This is a genomic window from Methylobacterium sp. 37f, from assembly GCF_023093475.1.
Taxonomy (GTDB): domain Bacteria; phylum Pseudomonadota; class Alphaproteobacteria; order Rhizobiales; family Beijerinckiaceae; genus Methylobacterium.
On sequence record NZ_JAGHKN010000016.1, the window covers coordinates 15641 to 41831 of the forward strand.

The following is a 26191-nucleotide window of genomic DNA, read 5'->3' on the forward strand; positions in this document are numbered from 1 at the left end:
GCGTCCGGGAAAGCCCGCGCTCACGCCGCCGTGAGAGCCAGGGTGAAATCGACCGCCTCGGTCACGCCCTCCTGCCACAGGGAGACCGGAGTCGGACGTGGCAGATGCAGGGCGCCGTCCGCCTCGCCGCCGGTGATGCGCAGGTCCGCCCCGACCTTGTTGGCCAGGCCCTGCATTGGCCGGTTCCAGGCCAGGCAGCGCACGTGCAGGTCGCGGACGCCGCGATTGCGGGCAGCGGCGGCGATGCGGCGGAACAGGGCCTGGCCGAGGCCGTTGCGGCGGAACGGCGTCTCCACCGCGAAGGCGGCCTCCGCCTCCGCGCCGAGGACGAAGCCGGGCGGCGGGGCGGAGGCAGGGCGCAACTCGCCGAGCCCCCGCAGGGTGCCGTCGACGAAGCCACCGAACATCAGGCCCTCGGCACTCATGGCGGTGCGGGCATAGCGGAGGGCGGCCGTGTCGCTCAGGGCCCCCATGAAGCGGTTGGCGCGGGTCTCAGGGTCGAGCCGCAGGAAATAAGCTTCCACCGCCGGGCCATCGTTGGGCCACAGGCGACGGATGATCGGTTGGAAGGTCGGACGCGTCTCAGGCATCGGGTGCCGGTCTCCGGGTTCGGGGCGCGCAGGGCGCGCCGGGTCCGGGCGTAGCCTCCCTCAAGGCTCCGTCGATGTGGCATCGCGGCCACGTTTGTGCAATGCAGCAAAACGCCCCGCTGCCGTGCGTCCGGCGCCGTCCCCCGGGTGGGCCATACCCTGGTCGAGGCATAACCCTGTCGGGGCTTGATCCGGCTGAAGGGCCGCGTCAGACCGGCAGACCGCCGGGCATGCGATTCCACCGGCCGCCCGTCTCCCGATTCCGATCTCTCCGCGAACAGGTCGACTGCACCGTGAACGCCCCCTCCTCATCCGGTCCGAGGCCGTCGAACCAGGCCATCGCCGGCGCCGTGTCCCCCGGTCCGGTCTCCGACCGCTACGAGGCGCTGGTGCATGCGGGGGCCATCGAGCGCGATCCCGCGCAGGTCCACCTCGTGCGCGCCCTCGACCGGCTGGTTCTGGAACTCGGCCGGCGCAAGCGCGCCCGCAAGGGCAGCGCGCTCGGCTGGCTGTTCGGACGCCGGGACGACGCCGCGACGCCGCCGAAGGGGCTCTACATCTGGGGCTCGGTCGGGCGCGGCAAAACCATGCTGATGGACCTGTTCCATGAAGCCGCCCCGGAGCCGAAGCGCCGGGTGCATTTCCATGGCTTCCTCGCCGACGCGCATGAGCGCATCCATGCCCATCGCCAGGCCCTCAAGGCCGGCACGGCCAAGGGCGACGACCCGATTCCCGTGGTGGCCGATGCCCTGGCCGACGAGGCGACTCTGCTCTGCTTCGACGAGTTCACCGTCACCGACATCGCCGACGCGATGATCCTGGGCCGCCTGTTCGGCGCCCTCTTCAAGCGCGGCGTCACCGTGGTGGCGACTTCCAACGTCGAGCCCGACCGGCTCTACGAGGGTGGGCTCAACCGCGCCCTGTTCCTGCCCTTCATTGCCGAGCTCCAGGAGCGGGTCGAGGTGCTGCGCCTCGATTCCCGCACGGATTTCCGCCTGGAAAAGCTCGGCGGCGCCTCGGTCTATCACGTGCCGGCAGATGCCGAGGCGGGGGCGGCCCTGGCAGCCGCCTTCAAGGGCCTCACCGGCAAGGCGAAGGGCCGCCCCGCCACCTTGCGGGTGAAGGGCCACGACGTCGCCGTGCCCGAGGAGACCGGCGGCGTCGCCCGCTTCGGCTTCGCGGATCTCTGCGCCCTGCCCCTCGGCGCCTCCGACTACATGGCGGTGGCCCGCGCCTTCCACACGGTCATCCTCTCCGACATCCCCGTGATGGGGCCGGACAACCGCAACGAGGCCAAGCGCTTCATCACCCTGGTGGACACCCTCTACGACGCGCATGTGAAGCTCATCGCCTCGGCGGCGGCCGAGCCGCACAACCTTTACACCGCCACCGAGGGGCGCGAGGCCTTCGAGTTCGACCGCACCGTGTCGCGCCTGATCGAGATGCGCTCGTCAGACTATCTGGCCCTGCCGCATGGGGCGGGCGATTCCGAGGCGTCGGGATCGAGTTCCGGGCTGGTCGAGACCTGACACCGGGACAGGAGCCGGATTTTACCGAGGCCCGTCGGTTTTTCGCGATCGGGGCGCAAGCCGGACGAGACAACATCCGGAACCGGCCCTCGGATCACGCCCCTGTCTTCACACCGTGCGCAACGGCACATGCGGGGCGGATCACCGAATCCGAGACGGATGACGACGCCTCCGTCCGGTTGCGCTGCAACAGCCCCAGCGTTTAATTGTATTCATTCCGAGGTGCGGGGCGTGGGCGCTTCACGCGCTGCGACGGCTCTCGTGATCGAGCAGCCGGATCCGCCGCCGCATCTCAGGACTCTTCTGCGGGACGGCGACCGATGTCGCCTCACCCGACGCCCGACATGTGACCCTGACGGCTTCCCGCCGGTTGACGGATTGGCGTGACGCCGATCCCCACCGGCCCGTGGCCTGATCCATGACAGGATACACCGATGATCAAACTGACCGTGAACGGAGCTGAACGCAGCTTCGACGGCGATCCCGACATGCCGCTGCTGTGGTATCTGCGCGATGAGGTCGGGCTCACCGGAACCAAGTTCGGCTGCGGGCAGGCCCTGTGCGGCGCCTGCACCATCCACGTGGGCGGTACCGCCGTGCGCGGCTGCGTCACCCCCGTCTCGGCCGCCGAGGGGCAGGCCGTCGTCACCATCGAGGGCTTGTCCCCCGACGGCAACCATCCGGTCCAGGTCGCCTGGCGCGACCTCAACGTGTCGCAATGCGGCTACTGCCAGTGCGGGCAGATGATGCAGGCCGCCTCGCTCCTGACCGACACCCCGAAGCCCACCGATGCGCAGATCGACGAGGCGATGAGCGGAAACCTGTGCCGCTGCGGCACCTATCCGCGCATCCGCGCCGCGATTCACCAGGCTGCCGGCCAACCGTCCGGTGCCGGTCAAACGTCCGGTGCCGGCCAGAAGCCCGCCGCGAATAAGGGAGAGCGCCTGTGATCCACGAAGCTCAGACCATGGCGGACCGCGCCACCGCGCCGACCGACCTCGCCCCCGCCGAGACCGTGTCCGGTCCCAGCGCCCTCGCCAATGTCAGCCGTCGCGCCATGCTCGGTGGCATGGGCGCCCTGGTGCTCGCCCTGTCCTGGCGTGAGCCGGCCCAGGCCGAGGACAAGAAGGACGAGCCCAAGAAATATGGCGCCGATGCCATGCCACATGGCTGGCAGGACGACCCGAAGGTCTTCATCGCCATCGCGCCCGACGGCACCGTGACGGTGACCTGCCATCGCTCGGAGATGGGCCAGGGTGTCCGCACCTCCATCGCTCTGGTGGTGGCCGACGAGCTGGAAGCCGACTGGGCGAAGGTGAAGGTCGCGCAGGCCTGGGGTGACGAGACCCGCTTCGGCAACCAGGACACCGACGGCTCGCGCTCGCTGCGCCACTTCTTCCCGCACCTGCGCCATGCCGGCGCCGCGGCCCGCGCCATGCTGGTCCAGGCCGCCGCCAAGCAGTGGGGCGTGCCTGCAGGCGAGGTGAAGGCCGAGAACTCGGTCGTCACCCACGCCAAGTCGAAGCGCACCGTGAGCTACGGCGAGATCGCCGCCGCCGCCGCCGATCTCCCGGTGCCAGCCCGCGAGAGCGTCGTGCTCAAGAAGCAGGACGCTTTCCGCTACATCGGCAAGGGCAAGATCGGCCTGATCGACAACCACGACTTCACCGTCGGCACGGCGATGTACGGCATCGACACCCGCCTCGACGGAATGCTCTACGGCCTCATCGCCCGCCCGCCCGTCTACGGCGGCAAAGTGGTGAACTTCGACGACAGCGAGGCCAAGAAGGTCGCGGGCGTCGTCAAGATCTTCAAGATCGACGCCCCCGAGATCCCGTCCGAGTTCCAGCCGATCGGCGGCGTGGCGGTGATTGCGAAAAACACCTGGGCGGCGATGAAGGCTCGCGAGGCCCTCAAGATCACCTGGGACGACGGCCCGAACGCCTCCTACGATTCCGTCGCCTTCCGGGGCGAGCTGGAAAAGGCGGCGCGGGCGCCCGGCAAGGTCGTGCGCGACCAGGGCGACGTCGCCGGCGCCATGGCCAAGGCCAAGACGAAGCTCGAGGCCGAGTACTTCGTGCCCCACCTCGTCCAGGCTCCGATGGAGCCGCCGGCCGCCACCGTGCGGATCAAGGACGGGTTCTGCGAAGCCTGGGCCAACACCCAGGCGCCCCAGGCGACGCATGACCGCCTCGCCAAGAAGCTGAACCTCCCCGCCGACAAGGTGAAGGTCCACGTGACGCTGCTCGGCGGCGGCTTCGGCCGCAAGTCGAAGCCCGATTACGTGCTGGAAGCGGCCCTGTGCAGCCAGGCCGTGGACGGCGCGCCGGTCAAGCTGATCTGGACCCGCGAGGACGACCTCCACCACGGCTACTATCACACCATCTCGGTGGAGCGGCTGGAAGCCGGGCTCGACGACAGGGGCATGCCGATCGCCTGGCTGCACCGCTCGGCGGCGCCCACCATCGGGTCGATCTTCGCCCCCGATCCGAAGCACGAACTGCCGTTCGAGCTCGGCATGGGCCTGACCAACACGCCGTTCGCCGTGCCCAACATCCGCCTCGAGAACCCGGCGGCGGACGCCCACGTGCGCATCGGCTGGTTCCGCTCGGTCTCGAACATCCCGCACGCCTTCGCGATCCAGTCCTTCGTGTCCGAACTCGCCCACGCGGCAGGACGGGACCCGAAGGAGTACCTGCTGGCGCTGATCGGTCCCGACCGCGTCATCGACCCGACGAGCATCAGCGACGTCTGGAACTACGGCGAGGACCCGGCCCGCTACCCAATCGAGACGGCGCGCCTGCGCAAGGTCATCGAGGCCGCCGCCAAGGGCATCGGCTGGGGCCGCAAGATGGAGAAGGGCACCGGCCTCGGCATCGCCGGCCATTACAGCTTCGTCACCCACACGGCGGTGGCGGCGGAGGTGGCGGTCGGCCCGAAGGGCGAGGTGCAGGTCAAGCGCGTCGACATCGCCGTCGATTGCGGGCCGCAGGTCAATCCGGAGCGGATCCGTTCGCAGATGGAGGGCGCGGTCGTCATGGGCATGGGCCTCGCGCTCTCGGCCGAGATCACCTTCAAGGACGGACGCGCGCAGCAGAACAACTTCGACGGCTACGAGATCACCCGCATCGATGCGGCGCCGAAGGAGATCCACGTCCACCTGCTGCCGAACCCGGACTACAGCCGCCCCCTCGGCGGCGTCGGCGAGCCCGGTGTGCCGCCCGTGGCCCCGGCGATCGCCAACGCGATCTTCGCCGCCACCGGCCGGCGCATCCGGCAATTGCCGATTCGCGACCAGCTGAGCGCCTGATCGCGCCGGGAATCACCACCACGCATCGCCGCCACGCATCGCCGTGACGGCGCAGCCTCCGGCCCGGTCCCCCGGGCCGGGGGCTTTTTCATGCGCATAGGTTTTTATGCGCCGGGGTTTTCCTGTGTGTGCCTCGAACCGAAGACCCAATGGCTCCGTCCGACTCCCCGTCGCGCGGTTTTCCCATGGTTTGAGGGAGCCCGGGTCCGTTTCGGACGGTTGAACCCGACAGGGTGCGGCCCTCTCAGGGCCGGCCTTCCTCACCGAATCAAGGACAGCAATCGATGACGCGTTTCGTGAGGCTTGCCGCCGGGTTTCTCGCCAGCGGGGCTCTGGCCGCCGGGTTTCTCGCCGCGGGTGCGGCGCCGGCCCTCGCCACGCCGTGCGGCGACCGGATCGCCAAGCTCGAAGGACCCGTGAAGGATCTGGCGAAGGAGGCGATCTCGGCCAATACCAGCGGCAAGGCCGCGGCCAGCGCCCGCGCCGGACAGGGCGTCACCGGAAGCGGCGGCAGCGCCTCGGCGGAGGCCGCACCGCCCGAGAAATCGGCTGAGGCCGGTCAGGGCGGCGACAAGGCGATGCAGGCGAAGGTGGCCCTCGACGAGGCGCGGACGGCCGACCAGAAGGGCGATGCCCAGGCCTGCGCCGCGGCGGTCGATCGGGCCCAGAAGCAGGTGGACACCGCGCCCTGAGGCCGGACGGTCTCTGAGGGATCTAGGATCTCAGGAGTTTCTGGCGTCTCAGGTCTTGGATCGGCCCGACGGACCTCCGCTCGGGCTGACCCGGTGGGCGCTGGCCCCATCATCCGGGGCCGGCGCGTGTGGCGTGCGGGTCGGCGTCCGAAGCGCCCTTGGCCAAGCGGGCGTCTTAGCCAACCAAGCGGGCGTCTTGGCCAACCAAGCGGGCGTCAGGCGCTGGCGAGGGACGCGAGAGCGTGGTCGTTGCCGTTCAGGCCGGCGCAGAGATCGTCGATCTCAGCGAGATCGAGGGCCTCGCCGGAACCGCTGGCGATTGCATCGATCAAGTGATCCTGGTGAGGGCTGAAGGGATGACCCTGCAACCGATAGAATTGATAATAGCGGAGCGCAGCTAATACAGCATCACGTTCTCGTTCGGTAATGGTAATATTCTGCATGCCAAATATAATTCCCGGTGTTGGTTGCGGGAGTTCGAGAAACAACCACTCTGCGGCGCCGTGAGCTTGGATGTTGTAAGCGAATCCCGGCAGATTCGTCCACAACCTGAAACCCTCCGTTAGCCGTTTCCGCATTGCGACGAACCGCCTGCGAGCGGCCAAGTCGTTGTGCGCGCGCCGTTTCCCCGTGAGGCCAAGCGCGGAGCTTTTTTTTAACGCCCACGCTTTAGCTTAGGGAGTTGACAGCCCTCGGCGGTGTGGTCCCGCGCAGGGCGCGGCTCGATCTGCGCGGCCTGGCCTGTACGGCCCGATCTCTGCATGAGCGTATCCTTAACCGATCCCTGGCATGGTCACGCGTCGGCCGTCCGCCGCGGAGGCCTTCCTTGGCTTCGACAGGATGCGAGCCGCAGATGTCCGGGGTGCGATCCATGCCCAAGACCCGAAGCGAGTGCTCTCCCGCCCCGGAGGCTGCGCGGGCCGCCGCCCCGTCGCTCAGCCCCGGCATCCGGCGCCATCTCGGCCAGAGCCTGCGGACCTTCTACGCCGGCATGCTGGCGGACCCGCCGGGCACCCGCCTGGAAGCACTGATCGCTCGCCTCGGGAAGGCAAAGGGCTGAGGGCTGCCCCCCAGAGAACCTCGACCGAACCAGCCCTGCCCCGAACCAGCTCTGCCCCGAAACCCCGGCCGGATCGGGTGTGACGGGTTTACCGCGTTTCCGGATGTTTCCCCTGCGGGTGCGGGAATTCACGGACAGTTCAGGCAGGAACGGCTAGGGACCCTGCATCAGATGAGCGCCTGCACTCCGCCGCGCTCGTACGCAAAGCAGATCCATGATCACGCTCGCTCTCGTCGTCGTCGGCAACATTCTGCTGGCGTCCCTGTTCTCGCTCATCGCCGTCGCGGCCGACTGAACGCGCGACCGGCTCGCGCCGGGGCCCCGCACCCGGCCCGCTTCGCGCCCGTTCGTCACCCGCCCACAAGCCGACCCCTCCCCCACGCCGCACAATCCGAACACCGTCGACCGGGGGCCTTCCTCGGCCGTAGGCTGATTCGCGCCGCCTCCGTTTGACCGAGGCTGTCACGGATTCGCGCCCGGGCGCCGTCTGGAGCATGGCTCCGGCACCGGGCTTTCCCACGAGCAGGCTCTGCCCTCGCGTCCTCGGACGGTTCCGGCCCGACCGGGGCTTTCCGGCGATCCGCTCTGCGCGACGTTGATCGAAAAAACGTCCTTTCTATAGAACCCCCGTCAAGGTAGCATTTTCTTCTCGCACCGGAGGCCAGTCGAGAGGGACCTTTCCTTTTCGGGAAATTGCTCAGCGAGCAGCGCGAGGCCGGCGGAACAATTCTGTTCCCGATCCTCTTTCCTGCCGCACCGCAGCGCTTGACAACGTTCGTTAAAACGAACGAAACCAGCGTCGTCTGACCTGGGTCGCGTCACCGCTCCAGGTCGGGCCGTACCAGCAGATTTCGGAGATTCCCGTGAGCGAGACCCCTTCCCGGACCACCGGACGCACCCGCCGCCACGCGGTCCTGCTCGGCGCCGGCCTCGCCGCGGCCGTGCTCGCGCCCACCCTCGCGTGTGCCCAGACCGAGCTGCTGAACGTCTCCTACGATCCCACGCGCGAACTCTATCGCGAGATCAACGCGGCGTTCAGCGAGGCGTGGAAGGCCAAGACCGGCGAGACCGTCACGGTGCGCGCAGCGCATGGCGGCTCGGGCTCGCAGGCCCGCACGGTGATCGACGGCATTCCGGCCGACGTGGTCACACTCGGCATCCCCTCCGACATCGACGCCATCAGCCGCATCTCGAAGAAGATCCCGGCGGACTGGCGCACCAAGCTGCCGAACCAGGGCCTGCCCTACACCTCGACCGTGGTGTTCCTCGTGCGGAAGGGCAACCCGAAGGCCGTGAAGGACTGGGGCGACCTCGTGAAGCCCGACATCAAGGTCATCACCCCGAACCCGAAGACCTCCGCGGGCGGCCGCTGGAACTTCCTCGCAGCCTGGGGCTACGCCTACGAAAAAGAGGGCAAGAACGCCGACAAGGCCAACGCCTTCGTGGGCGAGGTCTACAAGAACGTCCCCGTGCTCGACACGGGCGCCCGCGGCTCCACCGTGACCTTCGCCCAGCGCGGCCTCGGCGACGTGCTGCCGACCTGGGAGAACGAGGCCTATCTGGTGTTCGAGGAGTTCGGCCGCGACAAGTTCGACGTGGTGGTGCCGCCGACCTCGATCTACGCCGAACCGCCGGTCGCCCTGGTCGATGCGAACGTCGACAAGAAGGGAACCCGCAAGCAGGCCGAGGCTTATCTTCAATTCCTCTATTCCGACCAGGCCCAGGCCATCTTCGCCAAGCACCATTATCGTCCGTTGAATCGGGCGGCCGCGAAGCCCGAAGATCTGGCGCAGCTGCCCGAGCTGAAGCTGTTCAAGATCGAGGACCTGCAGGGCGACTGGGACGCGATCCAGAAGAAGAATTTCGACAACGGGGGCCTGTTCGACCAGTTGAGCAAGGCGGGGCGCTGAGCCGCCGCGCCCTGATCCCCGCCCCCGCCCGGGCGGAGCCCGAGACTTGAGCAGGACACCGCCATGGCCCAGCCTCCGCGCGCCAACCCGCCCACCCGGGCGAAGCGGCGCTTCCTCCGCCCGAGCGTGATCCCCGGTTTCGGGCTCGCCTTCGGCTACACCCTGACCTGCCTCGGCCTGATCGTGCTGCTGCCGTTGGCGGCCCTGGTGACGCGCGCCTCGGGGCTCGGGCTTTCGGGAATCTGGGAGGTCGCCACCGACCCGCGTGTCGCCAGCGCGCTGCGCGTCAGCTTCGGCGTCTCGCTGCTGGCCGCTCTCACCGCCTCGGTGTTCGGCTTCCTCATCGCCTGGGTGCTGACGCGCTATCGCTTTCCGGGCCGCAAGATCGTGGACGCGGTGGTGGACCTGCCCTTCGCGCTGCCGACCGCCGTCGCCGGCATCGCCCTGGCCGCCCTCTATGCGCCCAACGGCCTCGTCGGAGCGCAGCTCGCCCGGATCGGGATCGAGGCCGCCTACACGCCGGTCGGCATCTACATCGCCATGGTGTTCATCGGCCTGCCCTTCGCGGTGCGCACGGTGCAGCCCCTGATCGCCGAGATCGACAAGGAGATCGAGGAGGCCTCCGCCACCCTCGGGGCGGGCCGCGTTCACACCCTGGTGCGGGTGGTGCTGCCGCCGCTGATCCCGGCGGTGCTCACCGGATTCGCCCTCGCCTTCGCGCGCGGCGTCGGCGAGTACGGCTCGATCATCTTCATCGCCGGGAACCTGCCCTACGTCTCCGAGATCGCGCCCCTCCTCATCGTCATCAAGCTGTCCGAGTACGATTACGGCGGCGCCTGCGCCATCGCCACCCTCATGCTCGGCATCTCGTTCCTCACCCTGCTCGCCATCAACCTGATCCAGGCCTGGAGCCGGCGGAGATTCGGCTATGTCTGAGACCTTCGCCCCCGTCGCCCTGGCCGAGGCGCGTCCGGCCAGCGTCGTCACCGAGGGCCGCTGGATCCGCTGGCTGCTGATCGCCGTCGCGATCCTGTTCCTGGCCCTGTTCCTGGTGCTGCCGCTCCTCACCGTGTTCGCCCAGGCCTTCGCCAAGGGGATTGAGGCGTATCTGGCCGCCTTCACCGAGGCCGACGCCCACGCGGCAATCCGGCTGACCCTGCTGACCGCCGCCATCGCGGTGCCGTTCAACCTGGTCTTCGGGATTATGGCCTCCTGGGCCATCGCCAAGTTCGAGTTCTGGGGCAAGAACCTGCTGGTGACCCTGATCGACCTGCCGTTCTCGGTCTCGCCCGTGGTCTCGGGCCTGATCTACGTGCTGGTCTTCGGGGCGCAGGGGCTGCTCGGCCCCTGGCTGCTCGATCACGACATCCAGATCATCTTCGCGGTGCCCGGCATCGTGCTGGCGACCATCTTCGTCACCTTCCCGTTCGTCGCCCGCCAGCTCATCCCCCTGATGCAGGAACAGGGCACGGCGGAGGAGGAAGCGGCCCTGACCCTCGGAGCCTCCGGCTGGCACGCCTTCCGGACGGTGACGCTGCCCAACATCCGCTGGGGCCTCCTCTACAGCGTGCTCCTCTGCAATGCCCGCGCGATGGGCGAGTTCGGTGCGGTCTCGGTGGTCTCCGGCCACATCCGGGGCCTCACCAACACGCTGCCGCTCCACGTGGAGATCCTCTACAATGAGTACAACTTCGTTGCCGCTTTCGCCGTCGCCTCCCTCCTGGCCGGCCTCGCCCTCGTCACCCTCTGCGTCAAATCCGTCCTCGAATGGCGCTATGCCGACGAGATCGCCGCGGGCGCCCGTGGGCACTGAGCGGGCGGGCGGCTCCACCGCCATCCGGGTCGAGGCGCTGTCGAAGACCTTCGACACGGCCGCGGTGCTGCACGACTTCTCCCTGGACGTGCGGGCAGGCGAGCTGCTGGCCCTGCTCGGCCCCTCGGGCTCGGGCAAGACCACGCTGCTGCGCATCATCGCCGGCCTCGACTTTCCCGATGCGGGCCGCATCGTCTTCGGGGCCGAGGACGCGACGCGGTTGCCCGTGCAGCAGCGCGCGGTGGGCTTCGTGTTCCAGCACTACGCCCTGTTCAAGCACATGAGCGTCGCCGAGAACATCGCCTACGGCCTCAATGCCCGGAAGCGGTCCGAGCGCCCGGCCAAGGCCGAGATCAAGCGCCGGGTCGGCGACCTGCTCGACCTGATCAAGCTGTCCGGCTTCGCCGACCGCTATCCGAGCCAGCTCTCGGGCGGCCAGCGCCAGCGCATCGCGCTGGCCCGGGCGCTCGCGGTGGAGCCGCGCGTGCTTCTCCTCGACGAGCCGTTCGGCGCCCTCGACGCCCAGGTCCGAAAGGACCTGCGCCGCTGGCTGCGCGAGATCCACGACCGCACCGGCCAGACCACGATCTTCGTCACCCACGACCAGGACGAGGCCCTGGAGCTATCCGACCGCGTCGCCGTGCTCGACAAAGGCCGCCTCGAGCAGGTCGGCACCCCCGACGAGGTGCAGGAGGCCCCGGTCTCCGCCACGGTGCTGAAGTTTCTCGGCGACACCATCGAGGTCGAGGCAATCGCGCAAGGAGGCGAGGTCCGGGTCAACGGCCGCCTCACCCCGGTCAGGGCGCCCGAGGGCCTGGTCGGTCCGATCAAGCTCTACGCCCGGCCTTGGCAGCTCCAGTTCGCCGAGGGCGATCAGGTCCATCTCGAAGGCGTCGTGCGCTCGTCCTACCGGACGCAGGGGCGCCAGCGCATCGAGGTCGACCGGCCCGAGGGCAAGACCGTGGTGGTGGAGGCCGCCGACACCAACCGCTTCGCGGCCGGAAGCCCCGTGGGCCTGCGGATCATCGGCGGCCACGTGTTTCCGAACTGACGAAAAATCGCCTTGCGCCCGCGGACGCGATCGGGTGTGACTGCCGCCGTCCAAATCTCAGCGGGGTCGGCATGTCGGGTGGTCACGGGGCGGGGGGAAGTTCGAACAAGCGCGTGGCGCTGCTGATCTCGGTGCTGGCGCTGTTCCTGGCGCTTGCCGAGACCCTGGCGAAGGGCGCCCAGACCGACGCCCTCGGGGCCAACGTCGAGGCCTCCAACCAATGGGCTTATTTCCAGGCCCGCACCATCCGGGGCACCGTCCTCAAGACCGCCGACGAGACCCTGGCGCTGCTGCCGCCGGACGTCGCGAATTCCGAGGCGGTGAAGGCCAAGCGCGCCGAGTGGGCCAAGACCCTGGCCCGCTGGGACAGCGAACCCGCCACCGGCGAGGGCCGCAAGGAGCTGGCCGAGAAGGCGCGGCACTCGCAGGAGGTGCGCGACCTCGCCCTCCACCGCTACCACCATTACGAGTTCGCCTCGGCCGCCTTCCAGATCGGCATCGTGCTCGCCTCGGCCGAGGTCATCACCGGCATCTTCGCCCTGGTTGTCGGTGGCGGGGTCCTCGGCATCGCGGGCCTGGCCCTCCTGGGTTTCGGCCTCTACGCGCCGCACGCGCTGCCGTTCTTCCACTAGAGTTTGTCAGGGATCAGTGGAAACCGGTTATCCCGACACGACAAACGGAGGACTTTTAAGAGCGACTGGCGGGAGGCAGGCCTCCCGTCGACCGTTCAGCGCTGCCGGCCGCTCAGTGCTTCGGCATCCCCTTCGCCAGAGCGGCCCGGCGCAGGGCCTCGGCCAGGGCGCCGCCGGGCTCGACAAGGGCGCCACCGGGCTCCACAGGAGCGCCGCCGGGTTTGGGGGTCGCCGCCGGCTTCGGCGTCGAAGACGGCCTCGGTGCGGAGGACGGCCGCGGTGCCGAGGACGGTCCCCGCGCGGGGGCGGCCTCCCGCCCGTCACGGCGCGGCGCGCCGGGCTCGTCCGAGCGCATGGTGAGGGCGATGCGCTTGCGGTTGGGATCGACCTCGACCACCCGCACCTGCACGACGTCGCCGGGCTTCACCACGTCGCGCGGGTCCTTCACGAAGCGGTCGGCCAGCATCGAGATGTGGACCAGGCCGTCCTGGTGCACGCCGACATCCACGAAAGCGCCGAAGGCCGCCACGTTGGTGACCACGCCCTCCAGCCGCATGCCGGGCTTCAGGTCGGAGATCTTTTCCACGCCCTCCTGGAAGGTCGCGGTGCGGAAGGCCGGGCGCGGGTCGCGGCCCGGCTTCTCCAGCTCCGACAGGATGTCGGTGACCGTGGGCAGGCCGAAGGTCGCGTCGGTGAATTGTTGGGGGTCCAGGCTGCGCAGGGCGCCCGCATTGCCGATCAGCGCCTGGATCGGCTGGCCGGTGGCGGTGAGGATGCGGCGCACCACCGGATAGGCCTCCGGGTGGACGCCCGAGGCGTCGAGGGGGTCGCTCCCGTCGCGGATGCGCAGGAAGCCGGCGGCGAGTTCGTAGGCCTTGAGGCCGAGCCCCGCCACCTTCTTCAGGCTGACGCGGCTGCGGAACGGGCCGTTGGCATCCCGGTGCACGATGATGTTGGAGGCGACCCGCGCGGTCAGGCCCGAGACCCGGGCCAGGAGCGGCGCCGACGCGGTGTTCACGTCGACGCCGACGCCGTTCACGCAATCCTCCACCACCGCGTCGAGGGAGCGCGCCAGCTTCCCCTCGGCCAGATCGTGCTGGTACTGGCCGACGCCGATCGCCTTCGGCTCGATCTTGACGAGTTCGGCCAGCGGGTCCTGCAGGCGCCGGGCGATGGAGACCGCGCCGCGGATCGAGACGTCGAGCTCGGGCAGTTCCGCGCTGGCATAGGCGGAGGCCGAGTAGACCGAGGCGCCGGCCTCCGAGACCATCACCTTGGTGAGCGTCAGGTCCGGCTGCTTGGCGATGAGTTCGGCGGCGAGCCTGTCGGTCTCGCGCGAGGCGGTGCCGTTGCCGATGGCGACGAGCTCGACCTTGTGAGCCCGGCAGAGCTTGGCCAGGGCGACCAGCGCGCCGTTCCAGTCGCGGCGCGGCTCGTGCGGGTAGATGGTGTCGGTGGCCACCACCTTGCCGGTGGCGTCGACCACCGCGACCTTCACGCCGGTGCGGAAACCCGGATCGAGCCCGAGGGTCGGGCGCGCCCCGGCGGGCGCCGCGAGCAGGAGGTCGCGCAAGTTGCCGGCGAACACCGAGACGGCGCCGGCCTCGGCCACGGCCCAGAGCCGGGCGCGCAGGTCCGTATCGGTGGCGGGCTTCAGGCGGGTGCGCCAGGCCCGCCGCACCGTCTCCATCAGGAAGGCGTCGCCCGGCCGCCCCTGGTCGCGGATGCCGAAGGCTTTCGCGATGCGCAGTTCCTGCGATCCGGGCTGGCCCTTGGCCGGCGTGTCGCCGACCGCATCCGCGATGGCGAGGTCGAGCACCTCTTCCTTCTCTCCCCGGAACAGGGCGAGGATGCGATGCGAGGGCAGCTTCACGAGGGCTTCCGAGAAGTCGAAATAATCCGAGAATTTCTCGCCCGATGCCGCTTGGCCGGCCTTCACCGTGGCGACCATCCGGCCGCGCAGCCAGCCGGTCTCGCGCAGACTCCCGACCAGTTCCGGGTCCTCGCTGAAGCGCTCGATCAGGATGGCACGCGCCCCCTCCAGCGCGGCCTCGGCATCGGCCACGCCCTTGGCCGCGTCCACGTAGGTCCGGGCCGCCGCCTCGGGAGACAGGTCGGGCCGGGCCAGCACGGCGTCGGCGAGGGGTTCGAGCCCGGCCTCGCGGGCGAGCTGCGCCTTCGTCCGGCGCTTGACCTTGAACGGCAGGTAGAGGTCTTCCAGACGGGCCTTGGTGTCGGCGGCCAGGATCCGCGCCTTCAGCCCGGCCTCGAGCTTGCCCTGGGCATCGATCGCCTCCAGCACCGCCGCCCGGCGCGCTTCGAGATCGCGCAGGTAGCCGAGACGCTCCTCCAGATTGCGCAGCTGGGTGTCGTCGAGGGTGCCGGTGACCTCCTTGCGGTAGCGCGCGATGAACGGCACCGTCGCGCCGCCGTCGAGCAGGTCGACGGCGGCCTTCACCTGCCATTCCGCGACGCCGAGTTCGGCGGCGAGACTCGTGTTGATGGCGGCCATGAGGCATCTCCGGGTGGGGCCGGGTGTCTACAGGGCTGCGTGCGGACCGGTCAAACCCGCCACCCCTCCGCCGGTTCAGGCCGGCATGTCCCAGGTCTCGGTCACGGCCCGGCCGTCCTGGACGAGGCGGGCGCGCAGGATCGCGTCGCCCGGCGGCAGCGGCGTCGGTGGGCGCCACTCCACGTAGAGCCGCCAGCCGCCGGTCTGGGGCACGAACTCCACCACGGGATCGACCATCGTGCCGGCGCTGGCGGAGACGTCCGCGGTCGGTGTCGCGCCCCGGTCGGCCGGCAGGCCCGGCCCTTCGAAATCCACGACGTAGAGGCGCCGGCCCGGGCTCGGCGGGGTGGTCGGGCGCAGGCGCTCGGCCGAGCCCACCCGGGTCGAGACCACGCGGCCGAGGGTGCCGGGCACGACGCTCGCCGGCTCGGCCCCCACCGTCGTGAGGCGGTAGGACACGGCGCGCTCGGTCCCGGCCGGCACGGGCGCGCCGGGCACGAAGGCGGCCACGATGTTGTCCATGTACTCCTCGCGGGACGGGATCTCGAACAGGCGGACCGCACCGGCGCCGAATCCCGCTCCGGGCGTGACCCAGAGCCCGGGCCGGGCCTCGTGCCGGGCCTGGACGTCGAGATAGGCAGGAAAGTCGCGCGTGCGCTGGAGCAGGCCGAAACCCTCCAGCGGATCGGCGCCGAAGGCGGAGATCTGCGGCTGGGCCCGGCCGTTGACCAGGGGCCGCCACAAGCGCTCCCCACGCGTCACCACCGCGAGCCCGTCGGAATCATGCACCTGCGGACGGAAATCGTCGAAGGGCTCGGCGCCCCGTGCGCCCGGCCCGTTCGCTCCGTGCAGGAACATGCTGGTGAGGGGGGCGAGCCCGAGATGCTCCAGGGCGGTGCGGGGATGGAGCGACGCCTCGACGTCCATCACCGACGGATCGCCCGGCGCCACGCGGAAGCGGTAGGCTCCGGCGAGGCTCGGCGAATCGAGCAGGGCCCAGATCTCGAGGGTGCGGGCATCGGTCTCCGGCTCGCAGATCCAGAAGGCCGTGAAATCCGGAAATTCCTCCGTGCCCGGCCCCCCGGTGCGGATCGCGGCACCCCGGGCCGAGAGCCCGTATTCCTGGCCGAACCCGCGCAGCCGGAAGTAGGAGGCGCCGAGAAAGACCAGGACCTCCTCCTGGTCCCCCGGCCGATCGGCACCGAAGGCGTAGTGCAGCCGGAAGCCCGCGAAGCCGAGATCGGGGGCGAAGCTCTGTCCTCTCAGGGCCGGCCCGAGGTCGAACAGGTCGGAGGCGTAGGGAATCGGTTGGGCCGGGCCGTTGCGCGGCTGCCGGTACAGGGCGACGCGCTTGCGCTGCAGGAAGCCGCGATGGAACAGCTGGGCCGAGAAGCGGCGGCCGAGGGGCAGGCTCGCCTCCGGCCGGAAGGTGATGGCGCGGTAGCCGTCGTAGGACAGGCCGGCGAGCGGCGGCGGCAGATCGCCCGGCTGGGCTTGGTACGGGCTGGCCGCGAGCGCGCGCGCTTTGGCCTTCACCGCATCAAATGATCGGGAGTCCGGGGACTCGGCGCGCGTTCGGCCCGCATTCAGATCATGCGCGGTAGGCAGGATCATCCCAACGGCCACGCCGAGCGTGGTTCGCAGGGCCTGCCGCCGCGAGAAGGACTCGGTGTCCCCGCATCCTTCGAGACCCTCGCCATCGCGCATCGCTTCCCCTTTGCCGGCATCGTGCCCGGTGGTGGATCGCGGTGTCCCTCCTTCGAGTTTCCCGCGCCCCATGTCCCACAGGTTGTCGCACGACGCCCCGGCGGCTGAAATCCCGGGGCCGGTGGAAATCGGGCCGGAAGCGCCGGCCGCCTTTCTGGGCCGCCGCCTGCTGCTGGCCCTGCCGCCGCTGGCTCTCGGTGCCCTTGTCACCGCCCTGGCGCTCGGCGCCTATGGGACGCCATCCGGCCTCCTCGCCGGTGCGGTGCTCGGGCTGTTCGCCCTCGTGATGACGTGGCAGGCCTTCGTGGCCTGGCAGTACGTCTACGGCCTCGTCGCCACGGCCTTCGGCGACCGGGCGAAATCCGCCCTGGAGCGGCGCTCCCTCACGATCCCGGCGGAGGCCTCGGGCCTGAGCCGCACCGCCGCCGTGGTGGCGATCCACGCCGAGGACGCCGTGGCGGTGTTCGCAGCCCTGCGGGTCATGGCCCGCTCGCTGCAGCAGGCCGGGGGCACCGGCGGCGACATCGACATCTTCGTCCTGTCCGATACGCGGGACGGCGCCATCGCGGCGGTGGAAGAGCACGAATTCGCCCGCATCGAGGCCTGGACCCGCCAGAACGGACCCGGCCTGCCGCGGGTCCGCTATCGCCGGCGCCGCGACAATGCCGGCCGCAAGGCCGGCAACATCGCCGAGTTCTGCAAGACCTACGGGTCCGAGTACGACTTCATGATCGTGCTCGACGCCGACAGCCTGATGACCGGCAGCGCCATGCGCCGCCTCGCCCGGCTGATGGAGGAGAGCCCCCGGGTCGGCCTGATCCAGACCGTGTCCTACGCCACCGGGCGCGACACCCTGTTCGCCCGCATCCAGCAATTCGCCGTGCGGCTCTACGCGCCGCTCTCCATCCGATGCCTGGAGACCTGGCAGGGGCCGGACGGGAGCTACTGGGGCCACAACGCGATCGTGCGGGTCGCGGCCTTCGCCAACAATGCCGAGCTGCCGGTGCTGCCCGGCAAGGCGCCGCTGGGCGGCGAGATCCTGTGCCACGACATCGTCGAGGGTGCGCTCCTGCGCCGGGCCGGCTGGGAGGTTCGCCTGCTGCCGGAGATGGGCGGCACCTGGGAAGAGATGCCGACGAATCTCGTCGACCTCCTCGGGCGCGAGCGCCGCTGGTGCCAGGGCAACATGCAGCACCTGCGCGTCACGGCCATGCCGGGCCTGCGCCCCGCCAGCCGCTGGCACCTCGCCGTCGGCATCCTGTCCTACATGGCCTGCCCGCTCTGGGTGCTGTTCCTCGTCCTCGGCACGCTTCAGGCGTCCCGGACCGGCGAGCTCGGCCTGCTCGGCTACGGCCTCACGGGAATGGGGGCTGCCGCCCACGCGCTGGCCGCCCTGGTGGTCACGATCCTGGCCGTGCCGAAGCTGCTCAGTCTCGGCCACGTCCTCGCCTCGGCCGAGCGGCGGGCGGCCTTCGGCGGCACCGCCTCGCTCCTCAAGAGCGCCATCCTCGAACAGGCGATCTGGGTCCTGCTCTGGCCGGTGATGACGCTGTTCGCCGCAGGCGCCGTCGCCGCCACCTTCGTCGGCCGCGTGGTGCGCTGGGACGCGCAGGTGCGCGACGACCGCCGCGTGCCGTGGACGGAGGCGTGCCGGCTCCAGGTCGACACCCTCGTGGCGGGTGCCCTGCTGACGGCCGGCCTCGCCTGGGCCGGCGATCCCTGGCTCGCCCTCTGGATGGCGCCGGTCGCCCTCGGCCTGCTGTCGAGCCCGGCCCAGAGCGTTCTGACCAGCAGCGCCCGACTTGGCCGGATCTCGCAGGCCCGGCGCCTGTTCCTGACCGTGGACGACACGGCCCGCGCGCCCGAGCTCACCGCCCTGGCGCAGAGCCGAGGCGGGGCGGCCGAGGCCGGTCGTGGCTGGGTCGAGCCGACCTGGCTCGCGGACGAGGTTCCGGCCTCCTCGAGCTGAGGCGTTACTGCTTCTCCAGCACCTTGATCGGGTCGGTGCGCTGGGCCGGGCTCGGCTCCTTCGTGGCGCTGCTGGTGCCCTGGCCGGCGCGGGCATCGTCGGCCTGTCGCGGCAGGCCGGTGCCGCTGGCCAGTTCGAGGCAGGTGACCATCTCGACGTAGGACGGGAAGCCGCCGGCCTCGAACTGCTTCTCGCACTGCCGCTTGGCGGCGGGCGTGAACTCGTTCCAGCGGCGCTTGACCTCGTCATGCGAGGCCCGCTCGGAGCGCAGGCAGCCTTCCTGGCTGGCATTGTCGCTCACGCTCGCGGAGGCTGCCGACCGGCAGGTCTTCTCGATGTTCAGCTCGGGCGGTCCGGTCTCGGCCCGGGCGGGCGCGCCGAGGAGGAGGAGCGCGAAGGCTCCGGTGAGGAGGGCAGGCTTCGGCATGGTGGAGCGGTCTCTCGGGATGATCCTGCGCACCAACGCGCGAATCCCGTTCCCCGCACCACGCGAAAATATCAGGTGTTCCTGAGGGCCCCGTCGAGGTCGGCGAACAGGTCGTCCACCGCCTCGATCCCCGTGGACAGCCGCAGGAGATCCGGTGGGCACGGGGAATCCGGCCCCTCGACCGAGGCCCGGTGCTCGATCAGGCTCTCGACGCCGCCGAGCGACGTCGCCCGCTTCCACAGCCGCACCCGCGCCGCGGTCGCAATGGCCGCCCCCTCGCCGTCCCGCACCCGGATCGACAGCATGAAGCCGAAGCCGCCCTCCATCTGCCGGGCCGCCACCGCGTGGCCGGGATCGTCCGGCAGGCCGGGATAGAGCACGTGCGAGACGCAGGGATGAGCCTGGAGCCGGCGCGCGAGTTCGGCCGCCGCGGCGGCCTGCGCCGCCGCCCGCAGGGGAAGGGTCCGCAGCGAGCGCATCAGCAGGTAGGCCTCGAACGGGCCGAGAATCGCACCGCCGCCCGAGCGGATCGCGGCGAGACGCTCCCAGAACGTGTCCGCGACCGCCCCGGCGAGCACCCCCGCCACCACGTCGGAATGGCCGTTGAGGATCTTGGTGGCCGAGTGCATCACGATGTCGGCGCCGAGCGTCAGCGGCCGGGTGTGGATCGGCGAGGCGGCGGTGGAATCGACGGCGAGCCGGGCACCCGCCGCGTGCGCGAGGCGGGCGGCCCCGGCGATGTCGGTGATGGTCCAGAGCGGGTTGCCGGGGGTCTCGATCCAGACGAGCTTCGTGGCGCCGGGCCGGATCGCCCGCTCCAGGGCCGTTAGATCGTCCATGTCGACGAAATCGACCGCGATGCACCGGCGCGGCATCTCGGCGTTGAGCCAGCGCTTCAGGCCCCAGTACATCACCCGGGGCGCCACCACGTGGTCGCCGGGCTCCAGGGCGGTGAACACGGCGGTGGCCGCCGCCATGCCGGAGCCGAACAGCAGGGCGCCGGCCGCCGCATCCTCCAGCATCGCCAGCACGGCCTCCGCCTCCCGCACCGTGGCGTTGTCGGGGCGGGCGTAGGAGAAGCCCGAGCGATAGCCGTTGTCGGGATCGCGCAGGAAGGTGGTGGCCACGTGCAGGGGCGCCACCACGGCCCGGGTCACCGGGTCGACACGGCCCAGGGCCTGGGCGGCGAGGCTGCGCTTCGCGAAGGCGGGCGGGGCATCCGAAGGCGGCTTCGGTGCGTTCGGTTCCGACATGGGGCGTGTCCGTCCGTCAGGGTTGTGTTGACCGGCCGGCGCGGACCGGTGCACGGACCGCGGGCAAGGCGGTCTGTCTCTCTCCAAGGCGTTCTCCCCATCTCAGGGCGAGAACCCCGCCGAAGGCAAGGAATCCCGTTCGTCATGTCCCGTGCGCCCGCATCGTCGCCGATCCATATTCCCACCGAGCCCGCCCTTGCCCTGCCGTGGCGGCTGGCGGTGGCGATCCTGCCGGTGGTGCTGACGGCCGTGCTCGGCTCGTCCGCCACCGGTGCGAATATCGACGGATGGTATGCCGGGCTGACGAAGCCGTCCTTCAACCCGCCGAACTGGGCGTTCCCGGTGGCCTGGACCATCCTCTACGGGATGATCGCGCTCTCGGCCTTCCGGCTCCTCGGGGCGAAACCCCGCACGGGTCCGACCCGGGGCGCGTGGCGGCTGGCGCTGGTCGCCTTCGCGGTGCAGCTCGCCCTCAACGCCGCCTGGACCCCGACCTTCTTCGCCGCACATGCCCTGGGCGCCGCCCTGGTGGTCTCGGCCGCGATGTGGGTGATGATCCTCTGGACGATCCGCCTGTCCTGGCGCTTCGACCGGGCCGCGGCGTGGCTGCTGGTGCCCTACGCCGCCTGGGTCGGCTTCGCGACCGTGCTCACCGGCGCGATCTGGCGCCTGAACTGAAGCGCGGCGGCTACTCGGCCGCTTCGACGAACACCGTCCCGGCGCGCGGGAGGTCGAGGGTGTCCCAGGTCTCGGTCAACGCCGCCGTCAGCTTGGCGATTCGGGCATCGTCGTGGAAGGGCGAAGGCGTGATCCGCAGGCGCTCGGTACCGCGCGGCACGGTGGGGTAGTTGATCGGCTGGATATAGATGCCGTGGTGCTCCAGCAGGTGATCGGCCGCCGCCTTGCACAGCTCGGCGTCGCCCACCATCACGGGCACGATGTGGGTGTCGGTGTGCAGCACCGGCAGGCCGGCGGCCTCCAGGGCGGTCTTGGTCCGGGCAGCCTGGCGCTGGTGCGCCTCGCGCTCGACGGTCGAGCGCTTCAGGTAGCGCACCGAGGCAATGGCGGCCGCCGCGATGGCGGGCGGCAGGGCGGTGGTGAAGATGAAGCCCGGGGCGTGGCTGCGGACCGCGTCGCACAGGACCGCAGATCCCGTGATGTAGCCGCCGACGCAGCCGAAGCCCTTGGCCAGCGTGCCCTCGATCACGTCGACCCGGTGCATCACCCCGTCGCGCTCGGAGATGCCGCCGCCGCGCGGGCCGTAGAGGCCGACCGCATGGACCTCGTCGAGATAGGTCATGGCGCCGTAGCGGTCGGCGAGATCGCAGATCGCGCCGATGTCGGAGACGTCGCCGTCCATGGAATAGACGCTCTCGAAGGCGATCAGCTTCGGGCGGTCGCCCGCCGCGATCAGCAGTTCCTCGAGGTGCTTGAGGTCGTTGTGGCGGAAGACCCGCTTCTCGCAGCCCGAATGGCGCACGCCCTCGATCATCGAGTTGTGGTTGAAGGCATCCGACAGGATCAGGCAGTTCGGGATCAGCTTGGCGATCGTGGAGATGCCGGACTGGTTCGAGACGTAGCCCGAGGTGAAGACGAGGCCGGCCTCCTTGCCGTGCAGGTCGGCCAGCTCGCGCTCCAAGTCGACCAGCGGCGAGTTGTTGCCGGCGATGTTGCGGGTGCCGCCGGCGCCGACGCCGCAACGGGCGGCCGTGCGGGTCATGGCGCCGACCACGTCCGGATGCTGGCCCATGCCGAGATAGTCGTTGGAACACCAGACCGTGATCTCGGAAGTGCCGCCATCGGGTTTGCGCCAATGCGCGGTCGGGAAGCGGCCGGCGATGCGCTCGATATCGGCGAACACCCGGTAGCGGCGCTCGCTGTGCAGGCGGTCGAGGGCGGTGCGGAAATGCGACTCGTAGTCGATCCGGCCCTGACCGATGGACCCCGTCGTGATCGCAGCCTTAATTGCAGACGTGATCGCGGGCTTGGACTCACAGCCCGCTCCCTGGCCCGCTCCCTGCTGGCCCGCTCCCTGCTTGGTGTCGCTGATCTTGATCGTCGCGGGCATGCGGTTCACGGGCATCCGTCCTTCACGCTTGGGCTGAGGGGCCGGCGGTGGAATCGCGGCCTCTGGCGGGATCGTTTCCACGCGGACCCTCGTGCGGGGGGCCCTTGATGCAATCGGTCTCGGTGGCGAGCTTGGCGCACGCTCCATGAAGGAGTTGCTGACGACGCTCGCCCTGACTTCGGGTTTCCCCGACGCGGTCGCGACGATACAGGTGAACTTGGAATTGGTTCAAGTCGACATCCGCATTCCTGGTTTGCATCCATCGACCAGGGGATGCAAAGCCGACACAGCGACGTGGCGACGATGGGTCGCGCGGGGCCTCCCGGCGCGTCGCGGACCACGCTAGGCCCCTCCCCGCCCGATCTCGCTCCACCGGATCCCTGCGACGCATGACGGACGACGAATCCCAGGCCGACACGCAGGCCGCCACGAAAAAGACCCCGCGCAACGCGGCCGAGCAACGGGCCGAGCGCCTGAAGGCGGCCCTGCGCGACAACCTGCGCCGCCGGAAGGCACAGGTGCGCGGGCGTTCGCTCGGTTCCGGACCCGAGGAAACACCCGAGTCCGGCGGCGAAGCATAATCGGACGCGCAGAACCTCCTTTTCGACAAAACTTGGCTATAACGGTGCTGTTTCCACGCGGACGGCGCGCGTCCCGCCCGGTTTCACGTTCGATGTCTCCGATCAGAGGCGCGACCTGCGCCCCCGGAGGGCAAGATTTAGGCAAGGTTGTAGACACGATGGACCGCATCAACATCATCGGCGGCCGCCCGCTGCACGGCGTGATCCCGATCTCGGGTGCCAAGAACGCCGCTTTGCCCCTGATGATCGCCAGCCTGATGACGGGCGAGACCCTGGAACTCGGCAACGTGCCGCGGCTCGCCGACATCAACGCGCTCCTGCGCATTCTCGGCAATCACGGCGTCGACCACATGGTGGTGGGCAAGCGCCCGGGCCAGACCACCGAGACCGGCCAGACCATCCGCCTCACCGCCTCCAACGTCATCGACACCACGGCGCCCTACGAGCTGGTCTCGACCATGCGGGCAAGCTTCTGGGTGATCGCGCCGCTGCTGGCCCGCTTCGGCGAAGCGCGGGTCTCGATGCCGGGCGGCTGCGCCATCGGGACGCGCCCGGTCGACCTGTTGCTGATGGCGCTGGAGCGCCTCGGCGCCACCGTCGAGGTCGATGGCGGCTACGTCGTCGCCAAGGCCAAGAATGGCCTGCGCGGGGGCGAGATCCACTTCCCCAAGGTCACGGTCGGCGGCACCCACGTGGCCCTGATGGCGGCGGCGCTCGCCAACGGCTCGACCCTGATCGAGAACGCCGCGCGCGAGCCCGAGGTTGTCGATCTGGCGGCCTGCCTCACCAAGATGGGCGCCCGCATCGAGGGCGCCGGCACGCCGCGCATCACCATCGAGGGCGTCTCGCGCCTGCACGGCGCCCGCCACGACGTGTTGCCAGACCGCATCGAGACCGGCACCTACGCCATGGCGGTGGCGATGACCGGGGGTGACGTCACCCTGGAGAACACCCGCGCCGATCTGCTGCATTCGGCCCTCGACGTGCTCTCGACCACGGGCGCCGAGATCACCTCCGGCACCGACACGATCCGCATCCGCCGCAACGGTGGCGGCATCGCCGCCGTCGACATCACCACCGATCCGTTCCCGGGCTTCCCCACGGACCTGCAGGCGCAGTTCATGGCGCTGATGACGCTGGCCAAGGGCCAGTCGAACATCCGCGAGACCATCTTCGAGAACCGCTTCATGCACGTGCAGGAGCTGGCCCGCCTCGGCGCCAAGATCCGCCTCGAGGGCGATCTGGCCATCGTCGAGGGCGTCGAGCGCCTGAAGGGCGCGCCCGTGATGGCGACCGATCTGCGCGCCTCGGTCTCCCTCGTGATCGCAGGGCTCGCGGCCGAGGGCGAGACCAGCATCAACCGGGTCTACCACCTCGACCGCGGCTTCGAGGCCCTGGAGGCCAAGCTCGCCCGCTGCGGCGCGGAGATCACCCGCGTCCGCAGCTGACGGGACCGGCTCGCCGCCCGCTCGGGGCGGAGAGCCGGGCGGATCAGCCGCCGATCTCGCCGTGCTTGCGCCCGAAACCGGGGATGTCGCAGCCGCAGCGGGAGCCGTAGGGCTGCGGGCGGGTGATGCAGTTGCCGCGCTGGGTCAGGCAGAGGCGTCCGAAGCCCTCGCCGCCGTAGCCGCGCGGTCGCCGGTCGTAACGGTCCTCGTCGTAGCGCCGGCGCTCGTAGCGATCCTCGTCGTAGCGGCGCTCGTAGCGATGGGGGCGATCGTGGTCGCCGTAATATTGCGCCTGCGCCGCGACGATCCCGAGGCCCGGGCCGAACGTCGCCGCGGTGGCGAGGGCGAGGATCGTCGTCTGGAGGATCTTGCGCGTCTGGATGGTCTTGCGGGTCATGGCGTGATCCCCTCGGATGGGCCGTCTCGTTGCTCCCTGATCTAGCGACCCCGGGCTGAACGCCGCCTGAGGACCTGCGGTGATCGGAAAAGGGGCATGTCAGCCGAGGAACCGGGTGACCAGGCGCACCGCCGGGAGCACCGCCCGGGCGAGCCGGATCTGGCCGGGCAATTGCCGCGGGCCGAGGGGCCGGTGGACCAGGCGCGGGCTGGTACGCTCGGCCTCGGCCACCGCGTGGCCCGCCAGGGGATGGGCCGCGACGCGGGCGGCCTCCGCCTCGGTGATCCGCAGGGCCTTGGCCCAGCCGTGCTCGGTGCCGAGCCGGCCCGCCGCGTGCAGCCGGCGCAGCCGGCGGCGCCAGGCGTAGCGGAACAGGGCCCGCGGCACCGATTCGAGGCGGGCGTCGCACAGGCTGTCGGGCTTCTCGCAGCGCGCCCGGATGGTGTCGGCGACGCCGCCCGGCGCCCGTCCCACGAGGCGCCCCGAGACCGTGACCAGAATGGCCGGATCGTGCCGGACATGCAGCCCCTGGGCGAGCAGCAGCGCCACGAAGGCGCCATCCTCGCCGAGCGCGATCGCCGGCATGCCCCCCACCGCCCGGTAGGCCGCGACGCTGACGCTCAAGGTGGCGCCGATGGTGGTGCGGTGGCAGGGCCAGGGATCGTGCGGATCGGGGTCGATGCGCGCCTCGGCCTCGGTGAGGAGATCGCTGTAGATGTCCTCCCGGTCTCCGCGCCAATGCAGGGAGGGCGGCAGCAGGGCGCGCTCGTCCGCATCGAGCGCGATGCGGCCCGCCACCGCATCGGCGCCCCGGTCGAGGGCGGCCCGGTTGCGCGCGACCCAGTCCGGCGGAACCCGGCTGTCGGCATCGGTCGAGAGGATCATGCCGTCCGCCCCGAGCCAATCGGCCGCCCGGTTCATCGCCTCGCGCCGCGCCCAGCCCGCATGGGCGCCCGCATACGTCACATGGGTGACGCGGACCGGCATCGACATCCGCGGCACGAGATCGGCCACGATCGCCTCCGTGGCATCGGTGCAGTTGTTGAGAAACAGCACGACGCCGAGGCTTCCCGATGGGATGCCGGTCTGAGCGTCGATGGCCCGCAGGCAGGCCGCGATGCGCTCGGCCTCGTTGCGCACCGGGATGGCGATGACCGCACCCGGCGCTACCAGGGCGGGACCGGTGAAGTGCCCGGAAGGTTCGGCTTGCCCGGAAGGTTCGGCTTGCCCGGAAAGTTTGGC

At 70.3% G+C, this 26191-nt stretch carries 23 protein-coding genes; 14 read left to right on the plus strand and 9 right to left on the minus strand.

All coding sequences use genetic code 11. The features are described from left to right. Positions 1 to 20 precede the first annotated feature (20 nt). Positions 21 to 590: a GNAT family N-acetyltransferase gene (locus tag J7U37_RS12740; RefSeq protein WP_056187674.1), complete on the minus strand. Its 570-nt coding sequence runs from the start codon at positions 588 to 590 to the stop codon at positions 21 to 23. A gap of 338 nt (positions 591 to 928) precedes the next feature. Here J7U37_RS12740 and zapE point away from each other — a divergent pair, with 338 nt between their 5' ends. The 4 genes from zapE (at position 929) to J7U37_RS12760 (ending at position 6121) form a co-directional block, all read left to right on the plus strand. Further along, positions 929 to 2119, plus strand: coding sequence for a cell division protein ZapE (gene zapE / locus J7U37_RS12745; protein WP_056486173.1), 1191 nt, complete (start codon positions 929 to 931; stop codon positions 2117 to 2119). Between the two features lie 434 nt (positions 2120 to 2553). After that, positions 2554 to 3069 carry a (2Fe-2S)-binding protein gene (locus J7U37_RS12750; protein ID WP_056187671.1) on the plus strand — a complete coding sequence of 172 codons (516 nt, stop codon included), beginning with the start codon at positions 2554 to 2556 and terminating at the stop codon, positions 3067 to 3069. Further along, positions 3066 to 5429, plus strand: a complete 2364-nt coding sequence (locus tag J7U37_RS12755) for a xanthine dehydrogenase family protein molybdopterin-binding subunit (RefSeq protein ID WP_247635958.1) — start codon at positions 3066 to 3068, stop codon at positions 5427 to 5429. The genes J7U37_RS12750 and J7U37_RS12755 overlap by 4 nt, the downstream gene beginning before the upstream one ends. A 284-nt stretch (positions 5430 to 5713) precedes the next feature. Then, on the plus strand, positions 5714 to 6121 hold the full coding sequence (locus tag J7U37_RS12760; protein ID WP_056485695.1) for a hypothetical protein: 408 nt from the start codon (positions 5714 to 5716) through the stop codon (positions 6119 to 6121). 215 nt (positions 6122 to 6336) lie between these two features. Here J7U37_RS12760 and J7U37_RS12765 read toward each other — a convergent pair whose 3' ends face one another. Beyond that, positions 6337 to 6564 carry a hypothetical protein gene (locus J7U37_RS12765; protein WP_056187662.1) on the minus strand — a complete coding sequence of 76 codons (228 nt, stop codon included), beginning with the start codon at positions 6562 to 6564 and terminating at the stop codon, positions 6337 to 6339. A gap of 428 nt (positions 6565 to 6992) precedes the next feature. Here J7U37_RS12765 and J7U37_RS12770 point away from each other — a divergent pair, with 428 nt between their 5' ends. From J7U37_RS12770 to J7U37_RS12795, 6 genes are all read left to right on the plus strand, one after another. Further along, positions 6993 to 7181: a hypothetical protein gene (locus J7U37_RS12770; RefSeq protein WP_056485692.1), complete on the plus strand. Its 189-nt coding sequence runs from the start codon at positions 6993 to 6995 to the stop codon at positions 7179 to 7181. A 914-nt stretch (positions 7182 to 8095) separates the two neighbouring features. Continuing rightward, a complete protein-coding gene (locus tag J7U37_RS12775) occupies positions 8096 to 9091 on the plus strand; it encodes a sulfate ABC transporter substrate-binding protein (RefSeq protein WP_244477024.1) in 996 nt (331 codons plus the stop codon). Positions 9092 to 9154: 63 nt separating this feature from the next. Then, positions 9155 to 10027 (plus strand): sulfate ABC transporter permease subunit CysT, encoded by an 873-nt coding sequence (gene cysT, locus J7U37_RS12780; RefSeq protein WP_247635959.1) that lies wholly within the window; start codon positions 9155 to 9157, stop codon positions 10025 to 10027. Further along, a complete protein-coding gene (gene cysW / locus J7U37_RS12785; protein ID WP_056187653.1) occupies positions 10020 to 10904 on the plus strand; it encodes a sulfate ABC transporter permease subunit CysW in 885 nt (294 codons plus the stop codon). The genes cysT and cysW overlap by 8 nt, the downstream gene beginning before the upstream one ends. Next, the gene (locus tag J7U37_RS12790) at positions 10867 to 11955 is read left to right on the plus strand and encodes a sulfate/molybdate ABC transporter ATP-binding protein (RefSeq protein WP_247635960.1); all 1089 of its coding nucleotides are present in this window, start codon (positions 10867 to 10869) and stop codon (positions 11953 to 11955) included. The genes cysW and J7U37_RS12790 overlap by 38 nt, the downstream gene beginning before the upstream one ends. Positions 11956 to 12026: 71 nt before the next feature. Next, positions 12027 to 12587 (plus strand): DUF4337 domain-containing protein, encoded by a 561-nt coding sequence (locus J7U37_RS12795; RefSeq protein WP_056187647.1) that lies wholly within the window; start codon positions 12027 to 12029, stop codon positions 12585 to 12587. Between the two features lie 112 nt (positions 12588 to 12699). Here J7U37_RS12795 and J7U37_RS12800 read toward each other — a convergent pair whose 3' ends face one another. Together J7U37_RS12800 and J7U37_RS12805 are read right to left on the minus strand one after the other, a co-directional pair. Next, positions 12700 to 15099 (minus strand): Tex family protein, encoded by a 2400-nt coding sequence (locus J7U37_RS12800; protein WP_247635961.1) that lies wholly within the window; start codon positions 15097 to 15099, stop codon positions 12700 to 12702. 75 nt (positions 15100 to 15174) lie between these two features. Beyond that, positions 15175 to 16713 (minus strand): glucan biosynthesis protein, encoded by a 1539-nt coding sequence (locus tag J7U37_RS12805; RefSeq protein ID WP_247636006.1) that lies wholly within the window; start codon positions 16711 to 16713, stop codon positions 15175 to 15177. 163 nt (positions 16714 to 16876) lie between these two features. Here J7U37_RS12805 and mdoH point away from each other — a divergent pair, with 163 nt between their 5' ends. Then, positions 16877 to 18775 carry a glucans biosynthesis glucosyltransferase MdoH gene (gene mdoH, locus J7U37_RS12810; RefSeq protein WP_247635962.1) on the plus strand — a complete coding sequence of 633 codons (1899 nt, stop codon included), beginning with the start codon at positions 16877 to 16879 and terminating at the stop codon, positions 18773 to 18775. Positions 18776 to 18779: 4 nt separating this feature from the next. On the opposite strand, the gene J7U37_RS12815 is transcribed toward mdoH, so the two are convergent. After that, positions 18780 to 19202 carry a hypothetical protein gene (locus J7U37_RS12815; protein ID WP_056187637.1) on the minus strand — a complete coding sequence of 141 codons (423 nt, stop codon included), beginning with the start codon at positions 19200 to 19202 and terminating at the stop codon, positions 18780 to 18782. 71 nt (positions 19203 to 19273) lie between these two features. Further along, complete coding sequence (locus tag J7U37_RS12820) at positions 19274 to 20455, minus strand: aminotransferase class I/II-fold pyridoxal phosphate-dependent enzyme (protein ID WP_247635963.1); 1182 nt, start codon at positions 20453 to 20455, stop codon at positions 19274 to 19276. Between the two features lie 144 nt (positions 20456 to 20599). Between J7U37_RS12820 and J7U37_RS12825 the strand changes: the two genes are divergently transcribed. Beyond that, a complete protein-coding gene (locus J7U37_RS12825) occupies positions 20600 to 21133 on the plus strand; it encodes a TspO/MBR family protein (protein WP_247635964.1) in 534 nt (177 codons plus the stop codon). Between the two features lie 10 nt (positions 21134 to 21143). Here J7U37_RS12825 and hemA read toward each other — a convergent pair whose 3' ends face one another. Then, positions 21144 to 22538 (minus strand): 5-aminolevulinate synthase, encoded by a 1395-nt coding sequence (hemA, locus tag J7U37_RS12830; protein WP_156634219.1) that lies wholly within the window; start codon positions 22536 to 22538, stop codon positions 21144 to 21146. A 374-nt stretch (positions 22539 to 22912) separates the two neighbouring features. On the opposite strand from hemA, the gene J7U37_RS12835 reads away from it, so the two are divergent. Both J7U37_RS12835 and murA read left to right on the plus strand, forming a co-directional pair. Beyond that, positions 22913 to 23104 (plus strand): hypothetical protein, encoded by a 192-nt coding sequence (locus J7U37_RS12835; RefSeq protein ID WP_056485671.1) that lies wholly within the window; start codon positions 22913 to 22915, stop codon positions 23102 to 23104. 158 nt (positions 23105 to 23262) lie between these two features. After that, complete coding sequence (gene murA / locus J7U37_RS12840) at positions 23263 to 24552, plus strand: UDP-N-acetylglucosamine 1-carboxyvinyltransferase (RefSeq protein WP_056187622.1); 1290 nt, start codon at positions 23263 to 23265, stop codon at positions 24550 to 24552. Between the two features lie 43 nt (positions 24553 to 24595). Here the strand turns inward: murA and J7U37_RS12845 are convergent, their stop codons facing one another. Further along, positions 24596 to 24949, minus strand: a complete 354-nt coding sequence (locus J7U37_RS12845) for a hypothetical protein (protein WP_247635965.1) — start codon at positions 24947 to 24949, stop codon at positions 24596 to 24598. 99 nt (positions 24950 to 25048) lie between these two features. Further along, the gene (locus tag J7U37_RS12850) at positions 25049 to 26122 is read right to left on the minus strand and encodes a glycosyltransferase family A protein (protein WP_247636007.1); all 1074 of its coding nucleotides are present in this window, start codon (positions 26120 to 26122) and stop codon (positions 25049 to 25051) included. Between the last annotated feature and the right edge of the window lie 69 nt (positions 26123 to 26191).